This is a genomic window from Mycetohabitans sp. B8, assembly GCF_021991875.1.
In the GTDB taxonomy this organism is placed as follows: Bacteria; Pseudomonadota; Gammaproteobacteria; order Burkholderiales; family Burkholderiaceae; genus Mycetohabitans.
In genome coordinates, this window is sequence record NZ_JAHLKR010000008.1 from 167,266 (window position 1) to 191,467 (window position 24,202).

Annotated in this window: 15 protein-coding genes, 2 other RNA genes and 3 pseudogenes; 7 read left to right on the forward strand and 13 right to left on the reverse strand. The window is 62.8% G+C overall.

The window, feature by feature from the left end; all coding sequences use genetic code 11:
• Nucleotides 1-307: 307 nt before the first annotated feature.
• A pseudogene (locus KQH60_RS03280) lies at nucleotides 308-1,285 on the forward strand (gamma-glutamyl-gamma-aminobutyrate hydrolase family protein); the annotation flags it as partial.
• A gap of 28 nt (nucleotides 1,286-1,313) precedes the next feature.
• On the forward strand, nucleotides 1,314-2,600 hold the full coding sequence (locus KQH60_RS03285) for an MFS transporter (protein ID WP_237575142.1): 1,287 nt from the start codon (nucleotides 1,314-1,316) through the stop codon (nucleotides 2,598-2,600).
• On the opposite strand, the gene KQH60_RS03290 is transcribed toward KQH60_RS03285, so the two are convergent.
• On the reverse strand, nucleotides 2,597-4,471 hold the full coding sequence (locus KQH60_RS03290; protein ID WP_237575143.1) for a tetratricopeptide repeat protein: 1,875 nt from the start codon (nucleotides 4,469-4,471) through the stop codon (nucleotides 2,597-2,599). The two genes, KQH60_RS03285 and KQH60_RS03290, sit on opposite strands and share 4 nt — an antisense overlap.
• Nucleotides 4,472-4,653: 182 nt before the next feature.
• On the opposite strand from KQH60_RS03290, the pseudogene KQH60_RS03295 reads away from it, so the two are divergent.
• Both KQH60_RS03295 and KQH60_RS03300 read left to right on the forward strand, forming a co-directional pair.
• Nucleotides 4,654-4,949: pseudogene (locus KQH60_RS03295) on the forward strand (ArsR/SmtB family transcription factor).
• An 86-nt stretch (nucleotides 4,950-5,035) separates the two neighbouring features.
• Nucleotides 5,036-6,868: an FAD-dependent monooxygenase gene (locus KQH60_RS03300; RefSeq protein WP_237575144.1), complete on the forward strand. Its 1,833-nt coding sequence runs from the start codon at nucleotides 5,036-5,038 to the stop codon at nucleotides 6,866-6,868.
• Between the two features lie 8 nt (nucleotides 6,869-6,876).
• Here KQH60_RS03300 and crcB read toward each other — a convergent pair whose 3' ends face one another.
• From crcB to KQH60_RS03325, 5 genes are all read right to left on the reverse strand, one after another.
• Nucleotides 6,877-7,257 carry a fluoride efflux transporter CrcB gene (crcB, locus tag KQH60_RS03305; RefSeq protein ID WP_237575145.1) on the reverse strand — a complete coding sequence of 127 codons (381 nt, stop codon included), beginning with the start codon at nucleotides 7,255-7,257 and terminating at the stop codon, nucleotides 6,877-6,879.
• A gap of 133 nt (nucleotides 7,258-7,390) precedes the next feature.
• Entirely contained in the window at nucleotides 7,391-7,642 is a 252-nt protein-coding gene (locus KQH60_RS03310; protein ID WP_237575298.1) for a formate dehydrogenase subunit delta, read from the reverse strand.
• Nucleotides 7,643-7,663: 21 nt separating this feature from the next.
• Nucleotides 7,664-10,603, reverse strand: a complete 2,940-nt coding sequence (fdhF, locus tag KQH60_RS03315) for a formate dehydrogenase subunit alpha (protein ID WP_237575146.1) — start codon at nucleotides 10,601-10,603, stop codon at nucleotides 7,664-7,666.
• A gap of 42 nt (nucleotides 10,604-10,645) precedes the next feature.
• A complete protein-coding gene (locus tag KQH60_RS03320) occupies nucleotides 10,646-12,265 on the reverse strand; it encodes an NADH-quinone oxidoreductase subunit NuoF (protein ID WP_237575147.1) in 1,620 nt (539 codons plus the stop codon).
• The gene (locus tag KQH60_RS03325; protein WP_237575299.1) at nucleotides 12,265-12,816 is read right to left on the reverse strand and encodes an NAD(P)H-dependent oxidoreductase subunit E; all 552 of its coding nucleotides are present in this window, start codon (nucleotides 12,814-12,816) and stop codon (nucleotides 12,265-12,267) included. Before KQH60_RS03325 ends, KQH60_RS03320 begins: the two co-directional genes overlap by 1 nt.
• A 164-nt stretch (nucleotides 12,817-12,980) precedes the next feature.
• On the opposite strand from KQH60_RS03325, the gene KQH60_RS03330 reads away from it, so the two are divergent.
• Both KQH60_RS03330 and KQH60_RS03335 read left to right on the forward strand, forming a co-directional pair.
• On the forward strand, nucleotides 12,981-14,057 hold the full coding sequence (locus KQH60_RS03330; protein WP_237575148.1) for a substrate-binding domain-containing protein: 1,077 nt from the start codon (nucleotides 12,981-12,983) through the stop codon (nucleotides 14,055-14,057).
• Between the two features lie 331 nt (nucleotides 14,058-14,388).
• The gene (locus KQH60_RS03335; RefSeq protein WP_237575149.1) at nucleotides 14,389-15,129 is read left to right on the forward strand and encodes a hypothetical protein; all 741 of its coding nucleotides are present in this window, start codon (nucleotides 14,389-14,391) and stop codon (nucleotides 15,127-15,129) included.
• Nucleotides 15,130-15,845: 716 nt separating this feature from the next.
• On the opposite strand, the gene ssrA (KQH60_RS03340) is transcribed toward KQH60_RS03335, so the two are convergent.
• From ssrA (KQH60_RS03340) to ompA, 7 genes and pseudogenes are all read right to left on the reverse strand, one after another.
• Nucleotides 15,846-16,204: a transfer-messenger RNA gene (gene ssrA, locus KQH60_RS03340) on the reverse strand.
• A gap of 91 nt (nucleotides 16,205-16,295) precedes the next feature.
• Nucleotides 16,296-16,520, reverse strand: a pseudogene (locus KQH60_RS03345) (HAD family hydrolase); the annotation flags it as partial.
• A gap of 186 nt (nucleotides 16,521-16,706) precedes the next feature.
• Nucleotides 16,707-16,889, reverse strand: a complete 183-nt coding sequence (locus tag KQH60_RS03350) for a hypothetical protein (protein ID WP_237575150.1) — start codon at nucleotides 16,887-16,889, stop codon at nucleotides 16,707-16,709.
• Nucleotides 16,890-18,136: 1,247 nt separating this feature from the next.
• Nucleotides 18,137-18,495: a transfer-messenger RNA gene (gene ssrA / locus KQH60_RS03355) on the reverse strand.
• 91 nt (nucleotides 18,496-18,586) lie between these two features.
• The gene (locus tag KQH60_RS03360) at nucleotides 18,587-19,300 is read right to left on the reverse strand and encodes an HAD family hydrolase (RefSeq protein WP_237575151.1); all 714 of its coding nucleotides are present in this window, start codon (nucleotides 19,298-19,300) and stop codon (nucleotides 18,587-18,589) included.
• Between the two features lie 11 nt (nucleotides 19,301-19,311).
• Complete coding sequence (ubiG, locus tag KQH60_RS03365) at nucleotides 19,312-20,016, reverse strand: bifunctional 2-polyprenyl-6-hydroxyphenol methylase/3-demethylubiquinol 3-O-methyltransferase UbiG (protein ID WP_237575152.1); 705 nt, start codon at nucleotides 20,014-20,016, stop codon at nucleotides 19,312-19,314.
• 252 nt (nucleotides 20,017-20,268) lie between these two features.
• Nucleotides 20,269-21,018, reverse strand: a complete 750-nt coding sequence (gene ompA, locus KQH60_RS03370; protein ID WP_237575153.1) for an outer membrane protein OmpA — start codon at nucleotides 21,016-21,018, stop codon at nucleotides 20,269-20,271.
• A 579-nt stretch (nucleotides 21,019-21,597) separates the two neighbouring features.
• Between ompA and gyrA the strand changes: the two genes are divergently transcribed.
• On the forward strand, nucleotides 21,598-24,201 hold the full coding sequence (gene gyrA / locus KQH60_RS03375; protein WP_237575154.1) for a DNA gyrase subunit A: 2,604 nt from the start codon (nucleotides 21,598-21,600) through the stop codon (nucleotides 24,199-24,201).
• The last annotated feature ends 1 nt before the right edge of the window (nucleotide 24,202 follow it).

A 24,202-nucleotide genomic window follows, 5' to 3' on the forward strand; every position in this document is an offset into this window, starting at 1 on the left:
GCTTATCCGGCAAGCCATGCGAGGTCGTGACGGCGTCGTGAAAAACGTCGTGCCGTGTACGCATTGTATGCGAAGGATGGCCCTCGTTTGCCCGTGCGCGGTGAACGGCGGATAATGCGCGGACCCTAGCTGAGCATGTGCGGATTTGCACGTCTGACGATTCATCATGAGCGAACCTTCGATTCCCCGCTTCGTTGAATCCGCGACCGCTGCCCCTGTGGCGCAAGGCGCGGCGCCTGCGCCGCCGGCCGCCGATGCCTTATCTGGCAAGCCGCGGCCCGAGGCCGAAACGGCGGGCGGCGTGCCCTCGGGCGCGCCGCCCACGAGTCCCTATCAAACGGTGCCCGACTTCGGCGCGCCCTCTTACCCGCCGCCGCAGGCGTCTGCGCGCGAGCCGGCGTCGCGGCCCAGTTACCTGAAACAGTCCGATTCGGCGTGGAGCGTGTTTGGGCGCATCATTGCCGCGCGTGCGCGGCAACTATTCGACCGTGCGGGCCAGCGCATCATACAGCGCACGCTGCGCATCGGGGTGTCGGCGCGCATCTTCCATCCCGAGCCGGGTGGCAAGGGGCTACGTGGCAAGACGCTGCAATACCTAGAAGAGTCCGTTGCGCATTGGGTGATGTCGAGCGACGTGCTCGTGATGATGATCCCCACAGTTGGGCATGCCGGCATGCTGCATTCTAGCAACATCAGACTGCGCGATTATGCTCGTCACCTGGATGGCCTGGTGCTGCAAGGCGGCGCCGACGTGTCGCCGCAAACCTATGTAGACAGTGGCGCGCGGCCCGAGTGGCCGGGCGACCGCGTGCGGGATAGGTACGAGTTGGAGTTGCTGCACGAATTCATCGAGTCGGGCAAGCCGGTGCTGGGCATTTGCCGGGGTTGTCAATTGATCAACGTCGCGTTCGGCGGCACGCTGTATCAGGACATTGCCACCGATTTGCCCAACGCCGTGCCGCATGTGAACGACGAATACGACCGGCATCGTCATGCCATCCTATTCCCGGAAGGCTCGACGCTGGCTAGCATGTTCCCCGGCAAGCGCGACGCGCTGGTCAACTCGATTCACCACCAGGCGGTGAAGACCGTCGGGCGCGACTTGAGCGTCGAGGCGATCTCGGCCGACGACGGCCTGGTGGAGGCCGTGCGCTATCGCCGTTCGCCGTTCGTCGTCGGCGTCCAGTGGCATCCCGAATTCCACCGCTCGGGCGGCGCTGAGCTGCTCGACTGCACGCCGCTGCTCGATACGTTCTTGCGCGCGGCGCGCGAGACCCGCTTCTAACCGTCGACGTTTTCCATCAGGAGGCCAGATGACTGCGACAACCGTGTCAGAATCGAAAGCGCGTGCCGTATTCCGCGTGACCAGTGGCAATTTCCTGGAGATGTACGACTTCATGGTCTACGGCTACTATGCGTCGGCGATCGCGAAGACGTATTTCCCGGCCGGCAGTGCGTTCGCGTCGCTGATGCTGTCGTTGTCGGTGTTCGGCGCTGGCTTCCTAATGCGCCCGCTCGGGGCGATCGTGTTAGGGGCGTACATCGATCATCATGGGCGCCGCAAGGGCCTCATCTTGACCTTGTCGCTGATGGCGGTCGGGACCGCGGCGGTGGCGCTCGTGCCCGGCTATGCAACGATCGGGCTGGCGGCACCGGCGCTGGTGCTGGCCGGCAGGCTGCTGCAAGGCTTCTCCGCCGGGGTCGAGCTCGGTGGCGTATCGGTCTATCTGGCGGAGATCGCGACCAAGGGGCGCAAGGGCTTCTACTGCGCGTGGCAGTCGGGCAGCCAGCAGGTGGCGGTGGTCTTTGCCGCGTTGCTCGGCGTGATCCTGAACCGCGTGTTGCCGGCCGACCAAATGGGTGAGTGGGGCTGGCGGATACCCTTCCTGGTGGGTTGCCTGATCGTTCCGTTTCTGTTCTTGATCCGGCGATCGTTGACGGAGACGGACGCGTTTATGGCGCGTAAGCATCGCCCGACGATGGGCAAGATTGTCGCATCGATGGTTGCGAATTGGCGCACGGTGATTGCCGGCATGGGCCTGGTCATCATGACCACGGTGTCTTTTTATCTGATCACCGCGTACACACCCACGTTCGGCAAGGAGGTGCTTAAGCTATCCGCTGTAGATACGCTCGTAGTGACGATTTGCATCGGCCTGTCAAACTTGTTCTGGCTGCCGATCAGTGGCGCGCTGTCGGACCGAGTCGGGCGCCGCGCGGTTCTGGTCGCGTTCACGCTGATCGCCCTGGTGAGCGCGTATCCGGCAATGCAATGGCTGGTCGCGCAGCCATCGTTTGAGCGGTTGCTGGCGGTGCAGCTGTGGCTCTCATTCATCTACGCATGCTATAACGGCGCAATGGTGGCTGGCTTGACCGAGGTGATGCCCGTTGACGTCCGTACCACCGGGTTTTCGCTCGCGTACAGCCTGGCCACGACCATCGGCGGCTTCACGCCGGCGATCTCGACCTACCTGATCCATGTGACTGGCAACAAGGCAGCGCCAGGTTTGTGGATGTCGGCCGCCGCGCTGTGCGGCCTGATCGCGACGCTGATCCTGTACCGCAGCGAGGCGGCGCGCAACCGGTACAAGCTGGCTTAGGCGCGTGCGCGCGCTGTCATGGCGGCGATCTCGTCTCGGACCCGGGCGAGCACATCGTCCCATCGGCCGGCCACGCGTTGCCGTACCAGGCGTGCGTGCGGATACCACGGCGTGTGGTGTGGGTCCTCGAACCAGCGCCAGTCGGCTGCGAACGGCAGCATTAACCACAGCGGCGCGCCCAGCGCGCCGGCTAGATGCGCGATCGACGTGTCGACCGATACTACCGCATCCAATTGCTCGATGATGGCGGCGGTGTCGGCAAAGTCGCCGATCACGCCATCCAGCCGGTGCACGTGCGTGGCCTGCATCGCATCGAACGCGTCGAGATCGGCGCGGGCCCAGTCACGTTGCAGCACGAACCAGTCGAGCTGCGGCAGTGCCAGCAACGGCCTGAGCGCATTGAACGGTACTGCTCGGGTTTCGTCTTGCTGTATGCGGCCGGACCAGGCGATGCCAATGCGGCTCGGTGCGTGGCGTGCGAGACGGCCTTGCCACTTGTGCCGATACGCGGGCGGCGCTTGCAGATACGGCACGTTGGCGTCGTGCAGCGTCTGGTCATCAAGATTTAACACCCGTGGCAGGCTCAGCAATGGAACATGGCAGTCGCAGGGTGGCGGCCGCATGCCGTCGCCCACGAGCGTGATGCGATGGCGTGCGCAGAACGGCTCGAGCAGGCGTGCCAGCTCGACCTGTACTTGCAGCACGACGCGCGCGGCAAGTGGCACTAGCCGCGGCACATAACGCACGAAGTGCAACGTGTCGCCGAGTCCTTGTTCCGCGTGGACCAGCAGTGTTTGGCCCGCCAGCGGCACATCGCCATGCCAGCGCGGCAAGTCGATCGCGCGGGGTGACGCCAACGTTGCATGGCGCCACTCATACGCGCGCCAGCCGCGTGCGAAATCGCGGCGGGTTAGGTACATCATCGCCAGATTGAGGTGCACACTGGCCAAATCAGGACGCAGCCGCAGCGCCTGCTCGTAGGCGCGCGCGGCCGCGTCGTGCTGAGCCTGCGCTGCGCGCATGTTGCCCAGCGCAACCCAGCACGGCGCCGCATGCGGTTCGATGCCGACCGCGCGTTCCAGATATCGGACCGCGTCCTCATGGCGGCCGAGCGCCGCACAGGCGTTGCCCAGTCCATGCAGCGCGGCGGTGAAGCGGGGCTGAAGTTGCAAGGCCGCGCGATATGCGTCGATGGCCTGCTCATGACGCTGCAGCGATACGAGCGTATTGGCCAGGTTGAAATGCGCCGCGACGTAGCGCGGCTCAAGATCCAGGGAGGCACGAAATGCTTCGAGCGCCTCCCGTGGCCGGCCCAGGCCGTTGAGCGCCATGCCCAGGTTGTTGTGGGCGCCCGCATGACACGGTTCCAGTCGTAGCGCCTCGTGCAGCGTATCGAGCGCGGCTGCATGGTGCTCCAACGCGATCAGCGATGTGGCGAGATTGACGCGCGCTCGCACGTCGCGTGTCTGCAAGCCGATGGCCCGCCGGAAGCTGTCGGCCGCGTCCGCGTGCCGTTGGACGGCGGCATACGCGTTGCCGAGATTGTAGTGGGCGAGCGCAAAGTCGGGTTGCAGGTACAATGCGTTGCGAAAGTGCTCGATGGCGTCGCCCACGCGGCCCAGCGCGCGCAACACCGTGCCGAGATTCAACTGCACGCCTGCGTCGCCGGGCCGTAGCATGGCCGCTTGTACGACCCATTGCACGGCGCGCTGATGCTCGCCTCGCTGGTGGTGCAGCACACCGAGCCAGTGCAGCGCGTCTACGTGTTCCGGGTCGGCCTCGAGCATCGCGCGGTAGTCGCGCTCGGCCTCGAGCAGCCGCCCGGCGCGGTGCGCGGCTTGCGCGCGATCAAAAAAGTCGGAAAGAGTCATCGGCACGGACAACGATAAGGTGGCCGGCCGAACGGCCGGTCAGCCGCGATGATAATGGATCGGCGCGCAGCGCTTGCGGTGCAATTGTTCTATTGCTAACCTTTGAACACGTATTCATATGTTTGATACCCGTTGCGCTGCTTCGCCCACGTCGGCGGCGCGGTGACGGGTGAGGCGGGACAGTGGCGACGGGCGTCGAACAGCGTATTCCTTTGCTGGCCAATTTATTCCAGTTACTCGGCGATACGACGCGCTTGCGCATCGTGCTGGCGTGCCTGGGCGAACCCAGGCCGGTGGGCGCGATTGCACAGGAGTGAGCGCTGTCCGCCTCCCTGGTCAGCCACCCTTTGCGGTTGCTGCGCGCGGCGCGGCTGTTACGCACCGTACCGCGCGGCGTGGCGAGTGCGTTTTCTATGCCGCTGCGGATGCGCATGTAACGCGGCTAGCTTGCCATCTCGGCCCGAACGCACCGGGCTAAGCGTGTTTTTTGCTGCTGCGTTGCAGCATGGGAAGCGCTGCCGAATAGCCTAAACTGGACTCTGAACAGCAGTGATGGAGCGCAGCATGGCCCATTCTTCGCTACAGCCACCGCCGGTGCTGATCGTGGGCGCCGGTCCGACGGGGCTTGCCGCCGCGATGAGCTTGGCGCGCGCGGGTATTGCGCTGCGCGTCATTGACCGCGCGCCGTGTCCCGCAACCACGTCCCGCGCGATTGGGATACAGGCGCGTACGCTTGAATTGTTCGAGTTGCATCGCGTGGTAGAGCCGTTCATTGAGATCGGGCATCGGGGCCGCGCCGCCCATCTGTACTCGAACGGGCAAACGCTGCTGCGGCTCGATTTCGACCCGTTGCAGACCCGCTTTCCTTACCTGCTGTTCGTCGACCAGTCGCAGACGGAGCGCATCCTGACTGAACATCTGCACACGTTCGGCGTGGACATCGAGCGCGGCGTCGAGCTGATTGGGCTGCAACAGGACGCGGCGGGGGTCGATGCGACACTGCGGCTGCCCGATGGGCGCGTGCAAACGCAGCGGGTACGGTATCTGGTCGGCGCCGACGGCGCACACAGCACGGTGCGCCACTTGCTGGGCGTCGCGTTCGCCGGCGAAACGCTTGCGCAGTCCTTCCTGCTGGCGGATCTGCGCGTGGATTGGACATTACCGGTCGACGAATTCCAATTGTTTGCCACCGCCGAGGGGTTGGCTGGAATCTTTCCGCTGGGCGGTGATCGCTACCGGCTGATCGCGGACCGACCGCCGGTCGGCGCGGCGCACCAGGCCGCGGTGCGTGCCGGACTGCTACATGCCGCATCGGCGCCGGCTGCCGGGGCGGGCGCGCAGCCCGAACGCCGCCCCGCTGGAGACCGCTTGGCACAGGTCGGTGACATCGAGGACCGGGGGCGCGAAACGGACGACGGCAACGCTAGTCCCTCGCTCGACGAATGCCAACAGTGGGTTGAGCGCCGTATCCATGTGCCGGTGCGGCTGTCGCAGTTGGCGTGGTCTTCATATTACCCCGTCCACAGCCGGATGGTGGAGCGGCTGCGCATCGGCAACGTATTTCTGGCCGGAGACGCCGCGCACGTGCATAGTCCGGCGGGTGCGCAGGGGATGAACGCCGGGATTCAGGAGGCGCTGAACCTGGGGTGGAAACTGGCGCAGGTAATTAACGGTGGCGCGCCGGATCACTTGCTCGATACATACCATCTCGAACGCAATCCGATCGAGCGCGGCGTGTTGCGGCAGACTAGCTTCGCTACACACCTGGTCGAGGCTGATCACGGCGTGCTGCGGCTCATGCGCGACCAGCTGATGCCGCTGATCGCGTCGCTCGGACCGGTTCGTGATGCCGCGCGCCGCGCTGTGAGCGAGCTTGCGATCCAGTACCGGCGCAGTCTACTGACGTTGGAGCGCCCGCTCGACGGGGGCGTGCGCGCTGGCGAGCGAGCACCGGACGCATGGGTGCATGTGATGGAGGGCCCGCTCGGCCAGGTACCGTATGTGGCCCGCCTGTTCGACTTGTACGATCCGGCGAGCTTTACTTTGCTGGTGCTTGCGTCGGCTGATGATGACGAGCCGCGCGCACGCGAGGAGGTCGACGCGCTGGATAGTTTTGCCGCTAAGGTCGAGGTATTGCTTCGTGCGCGCGTGCGGACATGGCGGGTGAGCGATACGCCACAGCCGTGCGATGCAGCGGGCGAGACCGCCTCGTCGCTGGCCTTTAGCTACGGATGCACGCGCCCGTGCTTCTACCTGGTTCGTCCGGACGGCTACGTTGCGGCCCGCGGACGCCTGCTGAGCGACGCCCCCGCGCTGCTGCGCTATGGCGAGGATTGGTTTGGCGCGCTGCCGCAAGCGCAGCGTGCACGCGAAACGACGGTGGCATCGACCCGCTAGCAGCTAGGCTAGCGGCGAAGCCATGCGACGCTGGCCAGCCCGGCCAGTGTCATGAGCACCGAGCCGGCGAGATGGATTGCGGCCTCGCCGACGGCCCAGCCAATGCGCCCGGCCTGCAGATGCGCGGTGATTTCGGCGGAGAAGGTCGAAAATGTCGACAAGCCGCCCATCAAGCCGGTGATGACGAACAGCCGCCATTGCGGAGCGAGATCCGCATGCTTGCCGAAATACGCAATGGACATGCCGATCACATAGCCGGCGATCAGATTCGAGGCGAGCGTGCCGAGCGGCAACGCGGGAAGCAGGTTGTTGTAGCGCGTGCTGAGCACCCAGCGCAGCAGCGAGCCGAGCGCGCCGCCTAGCGCGACGGCGGCCATCGATGAAAGCATCGCGAGTTCCATTCGGGCGCTACCCGGTAGACTAAATTCTGGATTCTAGCCCCGCTTCATGTACAGGCAGCCCCAGCCGCACGCCGTTCAGGCGCGTCATGTGCAAGCGTTCCCCCGGCTGCGAGGGTGCCGGTCATGCTGGCGCGGCGGCCGGCATTAATTTGTCGCGATAGCGCATAAGGGCCTCGCGCGCGACCGGCATCAACTCGTCCAATGCCGGATCCACGCCGCGCTCGAGCGCGTCGAGCAGCGTGCGTCGCATGCGCGGCTCCCAGAAGCGCGTCAGGTGTTCAGCGATACCTTCGAGCGCGGCGTGCCGATCGGGCATCGATTCAAAGAACTCTCCAATGCGGTTGACCATGTCGACCAGGTTGTGCAGCGGCATTGTCATCGTCCACTCCTCTTCTTACTTGGCCGCCGCGACGCTCGATGCGTCCAACAGGGTACGTTCGTTAAGCAGCGCCAGTTGCCGGTCGCTGAAGCTGGCATAGCGCTGCTGCCAGTCCGACAACTGCCCGACGACCGGCGTGACCTGCACCGCGGTCACCTTGTACTCTGGGCAATTGGTCGCCCAGTCGGACGAGTCGGTAGTCACCACGTTGGCGCCGGATTCCGGAAAGTGGAACGTCGTGTAGACGACGCCGGGCTGCATCCGCGTGGTGACCTGCGCGCGCAGTACCGTGTGTCCCGCGCGCGAGGCCACGCCGACCCAGTCGCCGCTTTTGATCCCACGGTCCTCTGCGTCCACCGGGTGGATCTCCAGCCGGTCTTCTTCATGCCAGCGCGAATTGTCCGTGCGGCGGGTCTGCGCGCCGACGTTATACTGTGACAAGATTCGGCCCGTGGTCAGCAACAGCGGGAACCGGCGGGTGACCTTCTCGCGCGTCGGGATGAACTGCGTGATCACGAAGCGCCCCTTGCCGCGCACGAATGTATCCATGTGCATGATTGGGGTGCCGTCCGGCGCCGCTTCATTGCATGGCCACTGAATGCTGCCCAGTTCGTCCAACCGTGCGTACGATACGCCGTGGAAGGTGGGCGTGAGCCGCGCGATTTCGTCCATAATCTGGCTCGGATGGGAATAATCCATCGCGTAGCCGAGCTTGCCGGCCAGCTTGATCGTCACCTGCCAGTCGGCCATGCCAGGCAGCGGGGGCATCACCTGCCGCACGCGGGAAATCCGGCGCTCCGCATTCGTAAACGTACCGTCCTTTTCCAGGAACGATGTGCCCGGCAGGAAAACGTGCGCGTACTTGGCCGTTTCGTTCAGGAAAATATCCTGCACGACAATGCACTCCATCGACGACAGTGCTGCGGCGACATGCTGCGTGTTCGGGTCCGACTGCGCGATGTCCTCGCCTTGGCAATACAGGCCCTTGAACGTGCCGCTCAGCGCGGCGTCGAACATGTTCGGAATGCGCAGACCCGGCTCGGGCTGCAGCGTGACGTTCCAAGCGGTCTCGAACAGGCTGCGCGTGGTGGCGTCACCGATATGTCGGTAACCCGGCAATTCATGCGGGAACGAGCCCATATCGCAGGAGCCCTGCACGTTGTTCTGCCCGCGCAGCGGGTTGACGCCAACGCCTTCGCGGCCGAGGTTGCCGGTGGCCATCGCCAGGTTCGCGATGCCCATCACCATCGTGGAGCCCTGCGAATGCTCGGTGACGCCCAACCCGTAGTAAATCGCCGCATTGCCGCCGGTGGCATACAGACGAGCGGCTTCGCGCACCTGCGCCGCCGGCACACCGGTGATCGACTCGGTGGCTTCCGGCGCGTTTTGCGGCTGAGCCGCGAAATCCCGCCATTGCTCGAATGCGAGCGGCTCGCACCGCTGGGCGATGAAGGCTGTGTCGAGCAGGCCCTCGGTGACAATCACGTGCGCGAACGCATTGATGATCGCGACGTTTGTGCCGGGGCGCACTGGCAGGTGATACTGCGCATGAACGTGCGGCCCTTGGACCAGATCAATGCGGCGCGGGTCGATGACGATCAGTTTCGCACCTTCGCGCAGGCGCCGCTTGAGCCGTGAGCCGAACACCGGATGGCCATCGGTCGGGTTGGCGCCGATTACCATGATCACGTCGCTGTGCGCGACCGATGCGAAGGTCTGCGTGCCGGCCGATTCGCCAAGTGTGGTCTTTAGACCGTAGCCGGTCGGCGAGTGACACACGCGGGCGCAGGTGTCGACGTTATTGTTGCCAAATGCAGCACGCACGAGTTTTTGCACCAGGTACGTTTCTTCGTTCGTGCATCGCGACGATGTGATGCCGCCGATCGAGTCGCGTCCGTACTTGTCCTGGATGCGCCGGAACGCACTGGCCGCGTAGTCCAGCGCCTCGTCCCAACTCACTTCGCGCCACGGCGCGTCGATCGACGCGCGGATCATCGGACGCGTGATGCGGTCGCGGTGTGTCGCATAACCCCATGCAAAGCGCCCCTTCACGCAAGCATGGCCCTCGTTGGCGCGGCCGTCCTTATGCGGCACCATCCGCACCACCTGGTTGCCCTTCATCTCGGCCTTCAGCGAACAGCCGACACCGCAATATGCGCAGGTCGTGACGACGGCATGCTCCGGTTGGCCCAGTTCGGCAATCGACTTCTCGTGCAGCGTCGCGGTCGGGCAGGCGGCCACACACGCCCCACACGAGACACACTCCGATGCCATGAACGAGACGCCTTCGCTTGCCGCGACGCGTGACTCGAAGCCGCGTCCCGCGATGGTGAGTGCAAAGGTGCCTTGCGTTTGCTCGCACGCGCGCACGCATCGGTTGCATACGATGCACTTGCTGGCGTCATAGGTGAAGTACGGGTTGGATTCGTCCTTCGCGTCGCGCAGGTGATTGGCGCCCTCGTAGCCGTAGCGGACCTCGCGTAGCCCCACGACGCCCGCCATGTCCTGCAACTCGCAACGCCCGTTGGACGGGCACGTCAGACAGTCCAACGGGTGATCTGAAATATACAGCTCCATCACATTGCGGCGCAGCGCCTGCAGCTTATCGCTCTGCGTGCGTACCGTCATGCCCGGCTCGACCGGCGTCGTGCAGGAGGCCGGATAACCCCGGCGGCCTTCGATCTCGACCAGGCACAGCCGGCACGAGCCGAACGCCTCCAGAGAATCGGTCGCGCACAGTTTCGGCACACGAATGCCGGCGTGAATCGCCGCACGCATGACCGATGTGCCTGCCGGCACGTCCACCTGCACGCCGTCGATCTGCAGCGACACGCTTGGGCCGTGGCGTGCCGGCGTACCGAAATCGACGTCGTCCAGTGGCACGTTGTTCGCGCGGCAAGCGCACGATCCGGACCCGCACCCACCATGAAGGCCATTCTGGCTCATGTCATTCATTATCTGCTCCTGCGCGTCGTGCGAAGCGGCGCGCGCGTGTCATCATGCCGCGGCGCTGCGCTCAGAGTCGCATCGCGCGTCGCCGCCGGCGGCCACGAGGCCGAAGTCTTCGGGAAAATGGTCCAGTGCGGACAGCACCGGGTAGGGGGTCATCCCGCCCATCGCGCACAGCGAGCCATGCAGCATCGTGTCGCACAACTCGCGCAGCAACGTCACGTGGCGCGTGCGCGCGTGCGCGTCCTGCTCCGGTGCCCGCAGCCTGTCGATGACCTCCGCGCCGCGCGTGGAGCCGATCCGGCACGGCGTGCACTTGCCGCAGGATTCGAGCGCGCAGAAGTGCATTGCGTAACGTGCCAGCTCGGCTAGATTGGCAGTGTCGTCGTGGACCACGATACCGCCGTGGCCCACGACGGCGCCGATCGCCATATAGGCTTCATAGTCCAGCGGCACGTCCCACTGGCTCGGCGGCAGATAGGTGCCGAGCGGACCGCCGACTTGGATCGCGCGCACAGGGCGTCCACTTGCCGTACCGCCTCCAAATTCGAACACCAGCTCGCGCAGCGTCACGCCGAACGCGAGTTCGACCAGCCCGCCGCGCCGCACATTGCCGGCGAGCTGGAACGGCAGCGTGCCGCGCGAGCGTCCCATGCCGAAGTCCCGGTAGAACGCATCGCCGCGCGCGAAAATGATCGGCACGGATGCCAAGGTGATCACGTTATTGATCACCGTCGGCTTGCCCCGGTAGCCGGCCAGGGCGGGCAGCGGTGGCTTTGCGCGCACGATGCCGCGCCTGCCTTCGAGCGATTCGAGCAGCGCCGTCTCCTCGCCGCAGACGTACGCGCCGGCGCCCTTTGCGACGAACAGATCGAAGGCCCGACCGGAACCCAGCACGTCTGGGCCGAGCCAGCCGGCGGCGCGCGCGCTGGCGATCGCCGCGTTCAATCGCGCGATCGCCAACGGGTATTCGCTGCGCACGTAGAGGTGGCCCTGCGTCGCGCCGGTCGACACGCCGGCGATGATCATGCCTTCAATCAGGCCGAATGGATCGCATTCCATCGACAGGCGGTCCGAGAACGTGCCGCTGTCACCTTCGTCCGCGTTGCACACCACGTATTTTTGGTCTGCCTGGGCTTGCAGTACCGTGCGCCATTTAATGCCTGCCGGAAACGCGGCGCCGCCGCGTCCGCGTAGTCCGGCGTCGATCAGTAACTGGCAGGCGGCGGCCGGCGCCATCTGCAACGCGCGGTGCAGGCCTTGCAGGCCACCGTGCGCCACATAGTCGTCGATCGACAGCGGATCGACGATGCCGATCCGGGAAAAGGTTAATCGCTGCTGCTTGTTCAGGTACGGGATGGCCTCGACGAGGCCGATGCATTTCGGATGGGCCGCTGCCCGCGCCTGCGCCGCTTCGTCGTCGATGTGCCAACCCAAGTCGAACAACGCGTCGATGTCTTCCAGCGCAACGTTGGCATAGCCGATGCGGCCGGCGGCCGTGCCAACCTCTACGAGTGGCTCCAACCAGGACAGTCCCCGCGAGCCGTTGCGTACTAGCTCGATGTCGATTGCGTGCCGCGCGGCTTGTCCGGCGATGGCCTGTGCGAGTTCGTCTGCTCCGAGCGCGATCGCGGTCGTATCGGACGGGACGTGGATGCGAATCGTCATCAGCGCGCTCCCGATCGCGCGTCACGCACCGCCGCGGCAAGCACCCTATCGAGCTTCGCCGGTGTGACGCTGGCATAGGGCTTGCCGTTGACCATCATCGCCGGCGACGTGCTGCACAAGCCCAGGCAGTACACGGATTGCAACTCGACCGCTTGGTTCTCGTCCCGCGGCGCGTCGCTGGCCGATGCCGGCGGCGACGCGCGATAGTCGTTGCCGTGGCGGCACGCATCGAAGCGGCAACCCGTATGGGTCTCGGCATGCCGCGCCAGCGATTCGCTGCCCATCGCGCGGCAGGATTCGGCGCGGCATAGCTGGACGGTCACGGGGGCCGGCGGCGACGTGCGGAAGTGATGGTAGTACGTGATCACGCCGTGGACTTCGGCGCGCGACAAGTTCATTGCGTGGGCAAGCGGGGCGATGACACCGTCGGGGAGGTAACCGACGTCATCTTGGATCGCGTGCAAGACGCTTAATAGTGAATGTCCCGGTACGGCGCGCGCTGCCGCACCAGTGTGGTGTGCGACAAGCCGGGCTGCCTCGTCCGGCGCCAATGTGGCGCCCGTTGTGTGGCCGGTAGCGGATTCTGCCAAGGGGCCTCCGATCGGGGAGGGTATATGATTTATAGCTTCATATACCGTTCATTGGATTAATGTTGTTCCTGAACGTTAGACGTTGCTGGTGTGGATTTCAATAGGAAAGTAAATTGCATATGGACATGCCCAGGATTGAAGCCGTGTCCGAGTGGCGGATTGCAGGTACCGATCAGCCGGGCGTGCGCTTGTCGGACGTGATCCTGCTGCTGACGCGACTGGTCGAGTTGGGCAGTATTGCGAGCGCGGCGCAGGCGCTCGGTTTTTCGTACCGGCACGCATGGGGCGTGCTGCGCGCGGCCGAACAGCGTCTAGGCGGCCCGTTGCTCGTCAAGGTTCGGGGCCAGGGTTCGCTGCTGTCGCCGCTCGGCGAAAAACTGCTGTGGGCTGAACGCGTGCGTATCGAACGGCTGGGGCCACTCGCGCAGTTGCTCGGCGTCGAAGTCAACGATGAAATCCGACGACTGCTGGCCCCAGCGCGGCGCGATGTGCGGATTCACGCATCACACGGGTATGCCGTCGCGGCCCTCGTACAAGCGCTCGCCGAAGGCGGCACCTCGGTGGAGATTCGGTATCGGGACAGTGCGGATGCCGTCGCGTCGTTGTCGCGTGGTGAATGCGACCTGGCCGGGTTCCACTTGCCGATTGGACCGTTCCGCGCAGTATGCGCGGCTGTCTACCGACCATGGCTGGACGACAGGCGTCACGTGCTGATTCACCTGGCTCGCCGCAAGCAGGGGTTGTTCGTGCCAAAGGGCAATCCGGAGCATATCGGCGGTCTCGCCGACCTATCCCGTAAAGGCTTGCGCTTTGTCAATCGCCAGCCGGGTTCCGGCACGCGAATGCTGCTCGAGCGGATGCTGCGCGATATCGGTATCGATCCGACGCGCATCAACGGCTACGCGTCAACCGAACTGACGCATTCGGCGATCGCAGCGTTCGTGGCGAGCGGCAAGGCTGATGTCGGGTTCGGCGTCCAGCCGGCGGCCGCGTATTTCGGGCTGGACTTCGTTCCGATAGTCGATGAGGATTACTACTTCGCGTGCGAGCAAGTCGCGCTTGATACGGCACCGTTATCGGCGATTGTTGACGAGCTGCGCGGCGACGCATTTAAGGGCGCGGTGGCGCAACTGCACGGCTACGATGCCGCGCACTGCGGCGACTGCGTCCCGATTCAGGAAGGGGTAGGAACACGGGATTAATGAGGAAATCTTATTATTTAAGGGGCGTCAGGGCGGCGGTGAACGGGCCTTCGCGCACGGCAATATGTGATCGCGTATCTAAATAGCCCGAGTGGTGCGTTGGTGTAGTGTACGAGTTCAGCACGATAGAAGGATGTCAAGCGCTATGACCAAGGTGCACTCACTGCAGCAGCTCTCTGTGACCGACTTGCCGACGGACATCGGCTTGGAACGTTTGATAAATATTAAAGATACAGATTCGCTATCACCGAAGAGTCGGAGTAGGGCGTCAAGTACTGGGCGGCCGGGTGAGTTGGCAGGCCTCTGTCCCCGGCATCGCGGAAACGAAGAGTTGAGCGAGGTGACGCGTTCGCCTGCTGAATCGAGCAGGAAATCCTTCGAAAGTACGAGTTCACCAAAGTCGGGGAGCCGGTTCGTTGAACTACTAGAAGAGACTTGGCCTCAAACAGCTGAGAACTCGAAGCAAAAAACGGCTGTGGAGCCGTTTGTTAATCATCTGGGTGTTGGGGAGACGAAGACAAAGACGACTACAGCGCGGTTTGCCGATCATCTCGCAGGAGAGGACGCGAAGCTAAAGGCGGATGCCAAACGATTCATTGATCATCTTACTAAGGGAATCGATGCGCAAACCGATTTGATGATCAAAATGGTCGATGAGGTAGTGAGCGGCTGGGAAAATGAGTATGGGAAATATAAGGTCCAACCCGAGGCGCCTAAGCAGCCGGGTAGACGCCAGGGAGGAGCCTTCAGCAGCTTGGCCAACTCGCTTCAAAGCATAGGGCGACGACGCTCTAGCTCGAACCAATCCAATCAAACCGTGCCAGCGGTTGTTGCCGCGGCTGCGGATACAACGCCCGCTTCGGCAGCGAAGCAGGCGTCCAAGCCTCGTACGCGCAGCGCGTCGGTGGACAATTTACGCAACGGTTTTTCGACATTGACGAGAAAATTGAGTATGAAGCGCCGTAAGTCGATGTCAGATACCGCCATCACCTCGCAGGCCGCCGATGAGTCGTCTGTTCCGTCGATCCCCCCGCTGCCGGACCACGTCAAGGCACGCACGCCGAAGCGCTGATTTAGCGCTACCTAACCCGGGTTAAAACGGCCACGCGTTCAAGGACGCGAGTCGCGCGGCAATACGGCGCCGAGACGGTCGGCTTATCCTCAGCGTAAGTGTTATTTCAGGGCTGCGTTGATGTTCAGAATTGACCTCGAAGAGCCGCTGATTTGCGAGGTCGGGGTCGAACGCGTCGGGATCGAAGTTGCTCGCGTACCACGCGAGGAACGGGTCATGCTGTTCATGCGAAGGATGATGAGGCGCGTCCCCATTGTGCATTACAGTGGATGGCGCCTGCCGAGTTCGTCCCTCAATGCAGGTCCTGAGCCGATTCGGCCCACTTCGAAGAGCCGAAAATTTCCACTTCTGAACGGCACGGGTTTTGGACCAGCCTCACTCTGGCGATAACCCTAGCTTAGCCTGTCCTGAACAATTCGCTTTGCTCTACGGCGAGTTCATGCGGCAGCCACATCGGCCTGAGAGCAAAGGGCAAGCTCGAGCGGTTACACCGTTACTTGCAAGGCAATCTATGTCCCGCTGACGAGCCAACTCCTCCGGCAGTCAATGCCAGAAGTCAACCGCTTGATTGATCAACGCTCAACCCGTTAATTTGCATGGGTGTGAGGCGTTTTGCCTACGGACTTCTGGCAATTTTTGGCGTAGAGGAAGGAGAGAGCCGTGGCCCCGAGAGAGCGTCGAAAAAACCCAACCGAGCGTGGTTGGAATTGGAATATTGGTGGAGCCGGCGGGAATCGAACCCGCGTCCGTAAGCACTCTACAACCAGTTCTACATACTTAGTCCAGTCTTTTGTTTTAACCGCATCGACGCGGACGAACACGCTTCGCTACGGCGAGTCACTGAATTTTCGGCCCCGGCGCCGTGACTTCACCGGGGATTAGCTGACGTGAATGACCTCGCGCGGTCTTGCGACCCTAGCCCGTCAGCGAGCCAGTGCGAGGCAGGCCGGTGTTAAGCGGCCAGTGCGTACGTTTCGTCGTTCGCAGTTACTTAAGTCCCATTGATTTACGAGGTGACGGGTCCTCGGTATGCCCTGAATTGCTTCGCTACCCACGTCGAAACCAGGTCGGCCCCGAAAGTAGAGCACTATTGTCTCACAGAACGTCAGATGCGGTCGATGGGTCGGCTTTCAAGTGACGGACACGCCCGACATATCGTGTCCGTGTTACGGCGACATGACCCCGAGCAGGCGCTGCAGTTCCGTTGTCGTTTCGACCACGTGATCGGCCGCCCAATCGGAGGGAGTCACTTCATTGCCGCAATAGCCATAGGCCGCCGCAACGGTCAGCATGCCGGCCGCCTTGCCGGCGTCGATATCGCGCAGGTCGTCGCCGACGTAGACCGTGCTGGTCGGCGCGATGCCGAGCCGCTGTGCGGTCAGCAGCAGCGGCTCGGTGGCCTGTTGTTGGTCAATGTCCATGGTCAAGGCCTGGCGCTGTCGCCACTGGGCGAAAAGTGGCTTTGGGCCGAGTACATGCATGTGGAGCGGCTCGATCTACAGTCGCTAAGTGCCGAAGTGTCAGACGAGATGGGGCGGCTCGTTATGCCGGCTCGACGCGGTGTGCGGATTCATGCATCACACGGGCATGGGGGCGCGGCATTGACGCAAATGCTGGCCGATGCGCAGATGCCGATAAATATTCGAATATTGGGACAGCGTGGATGCGATCGCGTCGTTGTTATGCCGCGAGTGTGCCTGGCCGGTTTCCATTTGCCGGTCGAGGGATTTTGATCGACTTGGCCTGATGCTGCGCGACATCGGTATCGATCCAACGTGCATCAACGGCAATCGTCCACTGGGCCCACTGACTCGGCGATTGCGGCATGCGTTGCAAGTGACAAGGTCGATGTCGGACTCGGCGTGCAGCCGGCGGCTGCCTAATTGGGCGTGGAGTTTATACTAATAGTTAAAAAAACTCCTATTTTAATTGCTATGAAGATGCAGTTTATACGTCACCCTTGGCGATGACCGTCGACGAGTTACGCAGTGAGGCCTTTCGAGACACGGTTGCCCGACTGGAAGGATCGGATGTCCGCCGCTGTGGCAGTCGCGTGGTGGTTCATCAAGCGTTAAAAATTTGAGATTGAATTAGGGACTTTGCAAGTCATTGAAGAAATGCAGGTTGTTTTCTTGTTTCGTCGATGTTGATGTGCGATCGCGTATGTGCGTCGATTGCCGGCGATCTGGTGTAGTGTGAGCTTTCGCCACGAGATAGGGTTGACACAAAATATGACGATTCAGCGGAATTCACCGAGTCCCACCGGAATACTAAAGTACAACCAACAATCGAGCAGTGTCAGTGACTCGTCGACATTGGAAACAGACGATGCTGTGCCGCTAGCAAACCTGTACCCCCACCGGCTTACCGCCCCCAGTGCACGGCGCGGCACAGGATTGCTCGCGCAACTCAGGGAGGATCAACGTACCGTTAAACCTAGGCAGTCGCCGGCGCAATTTATAGAAGAGCAATTTGCCCATGGAAACATCCGTACTTCTAATGTAATCAATTACATTAGGAATACGTACCCCCGATGGAATACGCAGTATGGGAACGCAAATTCTGAAAAAGAACCGCAGTCTGCAGAAGAGGCAGCGGATCGGTACTTCCATCGAGTCAACCCGCGTAATGTTAGATGGGAGGACGTGCGTGATTTTTTCAGTGCCACGTACCCCAGTCGCGACGATCAGACGCCGGAACCCATGCAAAGCTCGCAGCAGGACGTACCGGTGAGCGGGAATGCGACACCGGTCATGCACCATCGCGTTATCGAGCGCGGTCAATCGATGTCAAACGTCTCGGAACGCACCTCCGTTTTGTCTGAAGCAACTCGGGTGCTACCGTTGCCCGAACGTCAGCGTCCGTCTTTGTTGAAGCGATGGTTCTCCAGCGTCTCGCTAACCAAGCGTCATCGGCAGCGTAACAACGTGTCGGCGTCGTGAAATATCATGCGCGCGGTGATTCCGCGGCCGAAGTTTTACTCCAGCAGGCACTGCTGGAATGCGATTGGTGGAGCCGGCGGGAATCGAACCCGCGTCCGTAAGCACTCTACAACCAGTTCTACATACTTAGTTCAATCTTTTGCTTTAACCGCACCGACGCGGACGAACACGCTTCGCTACGGCGAGTCACTGAATTTTCGGCCCCGGCGCCGTGACTTCACCGGGGATTAGCTGACGTAAATGACCTCGCGCGGTCTTGCGACCCTAGCCCGTCAGCGAGCCAGTGCGAGGCAGGCCGGTGTTAAGCGGCCAGTGCGTACGTTTCGTCGTTCGCAGTTACTTAAGTCCCATTGATTTACGAGGTGACGGGTCCTCGGTATGCCCTGAATTGCTTCGCTACCCACGTCGAAACCAGGTCGGCCCCGAAAGTAGAGCACTATTGTCTCACAGAACGTCAGATGCGGTCGATGGGTCGGCTTTCAAGTGATGGACACGCCCGACATATCGCGTCCGTGTTACGGCGACATGACCCCGAGCAGGCGCTGCAGTTCCGTTGTCGTTTCGACCACGTGATCGGCCGCCCAATCGGAGGGAGTCACTTCATTGCCGCAATAGCCATAGGCCGCCGCAACGGTCAGCATGCCGGCCGCCTTGCCGGCGTCGATATCGCGCAGGTCGTCGCCGACGTAGACCGTGCTGGTCGGTGCGATACCGAGCTGCTGCGCGGCCAGCAACAGCGGCGCCGGGTGGGGTTTCGGGTGCGGGGTGGTATCGCCGCCGATGACGCATCCGGCGTCGGCGGCTAGGCCCAGCCGAGCGATCAGTGGCAATGCCAGCCGTTCGACCTTGTTCGTGACGATGCCCCACGGAATGCCGCGCGCGGACAGTCCATTAAGCAATGGACGCATGCCGTCGAACAGCGTCGTGTCGACGCAAAGATCGGCCTCGTAGTTGGCGAGAAACTCTTCCCGCATCGCGCTGAAATCGGGGTCTTGGGGCCGGATGCCGAATGCGCCGCCGAGCAGTCCGCGTGCACCGGCCGATGCCAACGGACGTAACCTCTGCAGCGGCACCTCGGGTAAGCCGCGCACGCGGCGCATCTTGTTGACCGCCGCCGCCAGATCCGGCGCGGTATCGGCGATCGTGCCGTCTAAGTCAAACAAGACCGCGCAGCACGTCGCGAGCACGGCGGCGGGCAACGTGGGGCACGACGAGAGCGTGTCTGTCATGTCATCGCGGCTCACGCGGTGCGTCGGCACGCGAGCATGTAATTGATGCGGGTATCGTCGGTCAGCGCGAAGCGCTGGCCGATCGGGTGATAGGCAACCCCCTTGAACTCGTGCGCGAGCAATCCGGCGTCGCGAACGAATGTGGCCAGTTCCGATGGCTTGATGAAGCGCTGATAGTCGTGTGTGCCGCGCGGCAGCATTCGCATCACGTATTCGGCGCCGATCACTGCGAATAAGTAGGCTTTCAGGTTCCGGTTCAGCGTTGAGAAGAACACCCAGCCGCCCGGCTTCACCAGCCGCGCACAGGCGCGCACGATGCTTGCCGGCTGCGGCACGTGCTCCAACATCTCCATGCAGGTAACCACGTCATAGGTCGCCGGCTCGCGATCGGCGAGCGCTTCCGCGGAGATTGCTTCGTATTCAACGTTCGTCACGCCGCTCTCCAGGCTGTGCAGGTCGGCGACGCCCAGGGCGTCCTCGGACAAATCGATTCCCTTGACCGACGCGGCGCCCAGTTGCGCAATGGACTCCGACAGGATGCCGCCGCCGCAGCCGACGTCGAGCACCCGTTTATCGGGCAAATGGGCGTGCGAGTTGATCCACGACAGTCGCAGCGGGTTCATGTCGTGAAGCGGCTTGAATTCGGCTTTGGGATCCCACCAGCGATGGGCGAGATCGCTGAATTTCTGTAGTTCGTGTGGATCGGCGTTGGTCATGATGACGGTCAAGGCAGGAGGCGGCAGCAAGGCGGCGCGACGCGCCGCCGCGAACTGCTCGCGCGGTTAATATCGCGCGGCTAATAATGTCCAGTATATCGGGCCGCCGGCGTGCCGGCAAAGCGGTGCCCGCGCGATGATGTCGCGACTGGCGTCGAGCGGAGCGTACGGCGCAGGGCGTGACGCTAGGATGAGGGCGAAAAAAAGCCCTGCCAATGCAGGGCTAGGTATCTCGGTGGCGAGCAAGCCGACTTATTGCTGCGGCTGGCTTGACGTACCGACGGGCTGGCTCAACGTATCAACGGGCTGGTTCGACGTACCGACGGGTTGACTCGACGGATCGACGACCTGGCTCGTCGTGCCGACGACTTCTACTTCCACGCGACGGTTCGGTGCCAGGCACTCGATCAGCGCCTTGCGGTTCTTCTGGTTGCAGTCCGTCACGACCGGATTACGCTTACCCTTGCCTTCCGTGTAGATGCGGTTGGCGGGGATGCCTTTGCTGATCAGATACGTCTTCACCGCTTGCGCACGGCGCAGAGATAGATGGTCGTTGTACTTGTCCGAGCCGATCTTGTCGGTGTAGCCCGTGGCGACGACCACTTCGAGATTCAGGCCCTGGATTTTCGATGCTAGATCATCGAGCTTTTCCGTGCCGGCCGGCTTCAGCACCGCCTTGTCGAAGTCGAACAGCGTGTCCGCTTGATAGGTGACCTTCTGGCTCGTGATGATCGGTGCCGGTACGACCGGCGGCGGGGGCGCCGGCGGCGTAGGAGCTTGAGCCACCAGAGCGCCGTCGCACTTCGCGTTCGCGGTGGCCGGGGTCCAGAACGCATCGCGCCAGCAAAGCTCGCTCGTGCCGTTCATCCACACGTATTCGCCGGTGCCGTTTGCCCAGTTGTCGTTGGCGGCTTGTCGCGAAGCCGGCACCGACTGTGCCGATGCGGATGCAGCCATAACCGCGGTAGCTGCAATGAACGCGAGCTTTGAAAGTTTATTCATATTTCTCCTCTCGAAATTGAGATTACCGCAGCTTTACTGCGAGCCTGTTGACGAAGACAAGTCAGACATTGCGCGAAGTATAACATTATGGCAGTGCGGAAAACCGATGTATACGCTTCGAACAGTGTCTGACTTGTGCGCCACATTTTGCCATACCGGCCCTATCCAACGATAAATTTCTCCTCCTCGCTAGGCCCTGCTCCAGCAATTGTGGTTTGCCCGCAACACTCGCCGAAGCACCGTCCGGCTTGGCTGGGCGACATGGGTCAACAGCATTGGGTGACGGCGTTGAGAAAAGGGGGATGAATCGAGCGGCGAATCGCGACATTCACGCGCGAGTCGTTGCGGCTCGTGTGCCCGCTGGCCCGCTGGCGTGGCACGGCGCTTGAGGTTCGGGGGCAGCGCGCCGTTGAGGCTGTGTGCCTGCTCGCGCGCGGCAGTGCGCGAGCAGGCCGCTGGGGCTCGCATGCTAGAATCGCGTGATACGCGTTGTCCGCTACCGCCACGCCGGTACATGCGCCCACGCCACGCCCGCGGCCCGGGGCCGGCACCGCCAGAGTTCGTCACAGACACCAATAAATGGATCAATTCGCCAAAGAGACCCTGCCTATTTCTCTCGAAGAGGAAATGCGCCGCTCCTACCTCGACTACGCGATGAGCGTGATCGTGGGCCGCGCGCTGCCCGATGCGCGCGATGGGCTTAAGCCGGTGCATCGGCGCGTGCTCTATGCGATGCATGAGCTGAACAACGACTGGAATCGCGCGTATAAGAAGTCCGCGCGGATCGTCGGGGATGTGATCGGTAAATATCACCCGCACGGCGACAGCGCGGTCTACGAGACCATCGTGCGCATGGCGCAGGACTTCTCGCTGCGCTACATGCTGGTGGACGGGCAGGGCAACTTCGGTTCGGTCGACGGCGACAACGCCGCGGCGATGCGCTACACCGAGATCCGACTCGCAAAGATCGGCCATGAGCTGTTGGCCGATATCGACAAGGAGACCGTGGACTTTGAGCCGAACTATGACGGCAGTGAGACCCAGCCGCAGGTGTTGCCAGCGCGGATTCCGAACCTGTTAATCAACGGCTCGTCCGGTATCGCGGTCGGCATGGCGACGAATATCCCGCCGCATAACTTGAACGAAGTCGTCGACGCGTGCCAGCACCTGCTAAACCATCCGCATGCATCGATCGACGAGTTGATTGAGATCGTTCCGGCCCCCGACTTCCCGACGGCGGGGATCGTCTACGGCGTGCAAGGCGTGCGCGACGGCTATCGTACCGGCCGCGGCCGCGTCGTGATGCGTGCCAAGACCCATTTCGAGGAGATTGACCGCGGCCAGCGCATGGCGATCATCGTCGACGAGTTGCCGTACCAGGTGAACAAGCGCTCGCTGCTCGAGCGCATCGCCGAGCTGGTCAACGAGAAGAAGATCGAGGGCATCTCCGATATCCGTGACGAGTCCGACAAGAGTGGCATGCGCGTGGTGATCGAGCTCAAGCGCGGCGAAGTGCCGGAAGTCGTGCTCAACAATCTGTACAAGAACACGCAGCTGCAGGATACGTTCGGCATGAACATGGTCGCGCTGGTTGACGGTCAGCCGAAGCTGCTGAACCTGCGCGAGTTGCTCGAGTGCTTCCTGTCGCACCGGCGCGAAGTCGTCACGCGCCGCACCCTTTATGAGTTACGCCGCGCGCGCGAGCGCGGCCACGTGCTGGAAGGCCTGGCGGTGGCGCTGGCGAACATTGACGAGTTCATTGCGATCATCAAGGCGGCGCCGACGCCGCCGATCGCGAAGCAGGCGTTGATGACGCGCGCGTGGGACTCGGCGCTAGTGCGCGACATGCTGTCGCGCGCGCAAGGCGAAACCCCGGGCGGGCGCGATGCGTTCCGCCCCGATGGGCTGGCGCCCATCTTCGGCATGCAATCCGATGGGCTGTACAAGCTATCGGACACGCAGGCGCAGGAAATCCTGCAGATGCGCCTGCAGCGCTTGACCGGTCTTGAGCAAGACAAGATCACCGCCGAGTATCGCGAGGTGATGGCGCAGATCGCCGATCTGCTGGATATCCTGGCCAAGCCGGAGCGTATCCGCACGATCATCGCCGACGAGTTGGTCGCGATCAAGGCGGAATTCGGCGACCCGAGGCGCTCTCAGATCGAATTGAACGCCACCGAGCTTGGTACCGAGGACCTGATCACGCCGCAGGACATGGTCGTCACAATGTCGCACGCTGGCTACATCAAGTCGCAGCCGCTGTCCGAGTATCGTGCACAAAAGCGCGGTGGTCGCGGTAAACAGGCGATCGTGATGAAGGACGACGATTGGATCGAGACGTTGTTCATTGCGAACACCCATGATTACATCCTGTGCTTCTCGAACCGTGGACGCGTGTACTGGCTCAAGGTCTACGAGGTGCCGCAGGGCTCGCGCAACTCGCGCGGCCGGCCGATTGTGAACATGTTCCCGTTGCAGGAAGGCGAGAAAATCAACGTGGTGCTGCCGGTCAAGGAATTTTCGGCCGACAAGTTCGTGTTCCTTGCCACGTCGCTTGGCACGGTGAAGAAGACGCCGCTGGAGGCGTTCTCGCGGCCGCTCAGGAAGGGCATCATCGCGGTGGGGCTCGATGATGGCGATTTCCTGATCGGTGCGCAGATCACCGACGGGCAGCATGACGTGATGCTGTTCTCCGACGCTGGCAAGGCGGTGCGGTTCGATGAGAACGACGTGCGGCCGATGGGGCGGGAGGCACGCGGCGTGCGTGGCATGCAGCTCGAAGACGGCCAGCAGGTGATCGCGTTGCTGGTGGCCGGCGGCGAGTCGCAATCGGTGCTGACCGCGACCGAGAACGGCTACGGCAAGCGCACGCCGATTGCCGAATACACGCGGCATGGGCGTGGCACGAAAGGTATGATCGCAATCCAGACCTCGGAGCGCAATGGCCGGGTGGTCGCCGCGACGCTGGTCGAGCCGGACAGCGAGATCATGCTGATTACGACTGCCGGTGTGCTGATCCGTACCCGGGTTTCCGAAATCCGCGAGATGGGCCGCGCAACGCAAGGTGTTACACTAATTAGCCTTGACGAGGGCACCAAGCTGTCGGGCTTGCAGCAGATCGCCGAGACCGACGCGGAATCCGATGCCGAATCTGACGCGGATACCGGTGACGCCGACGAATGAC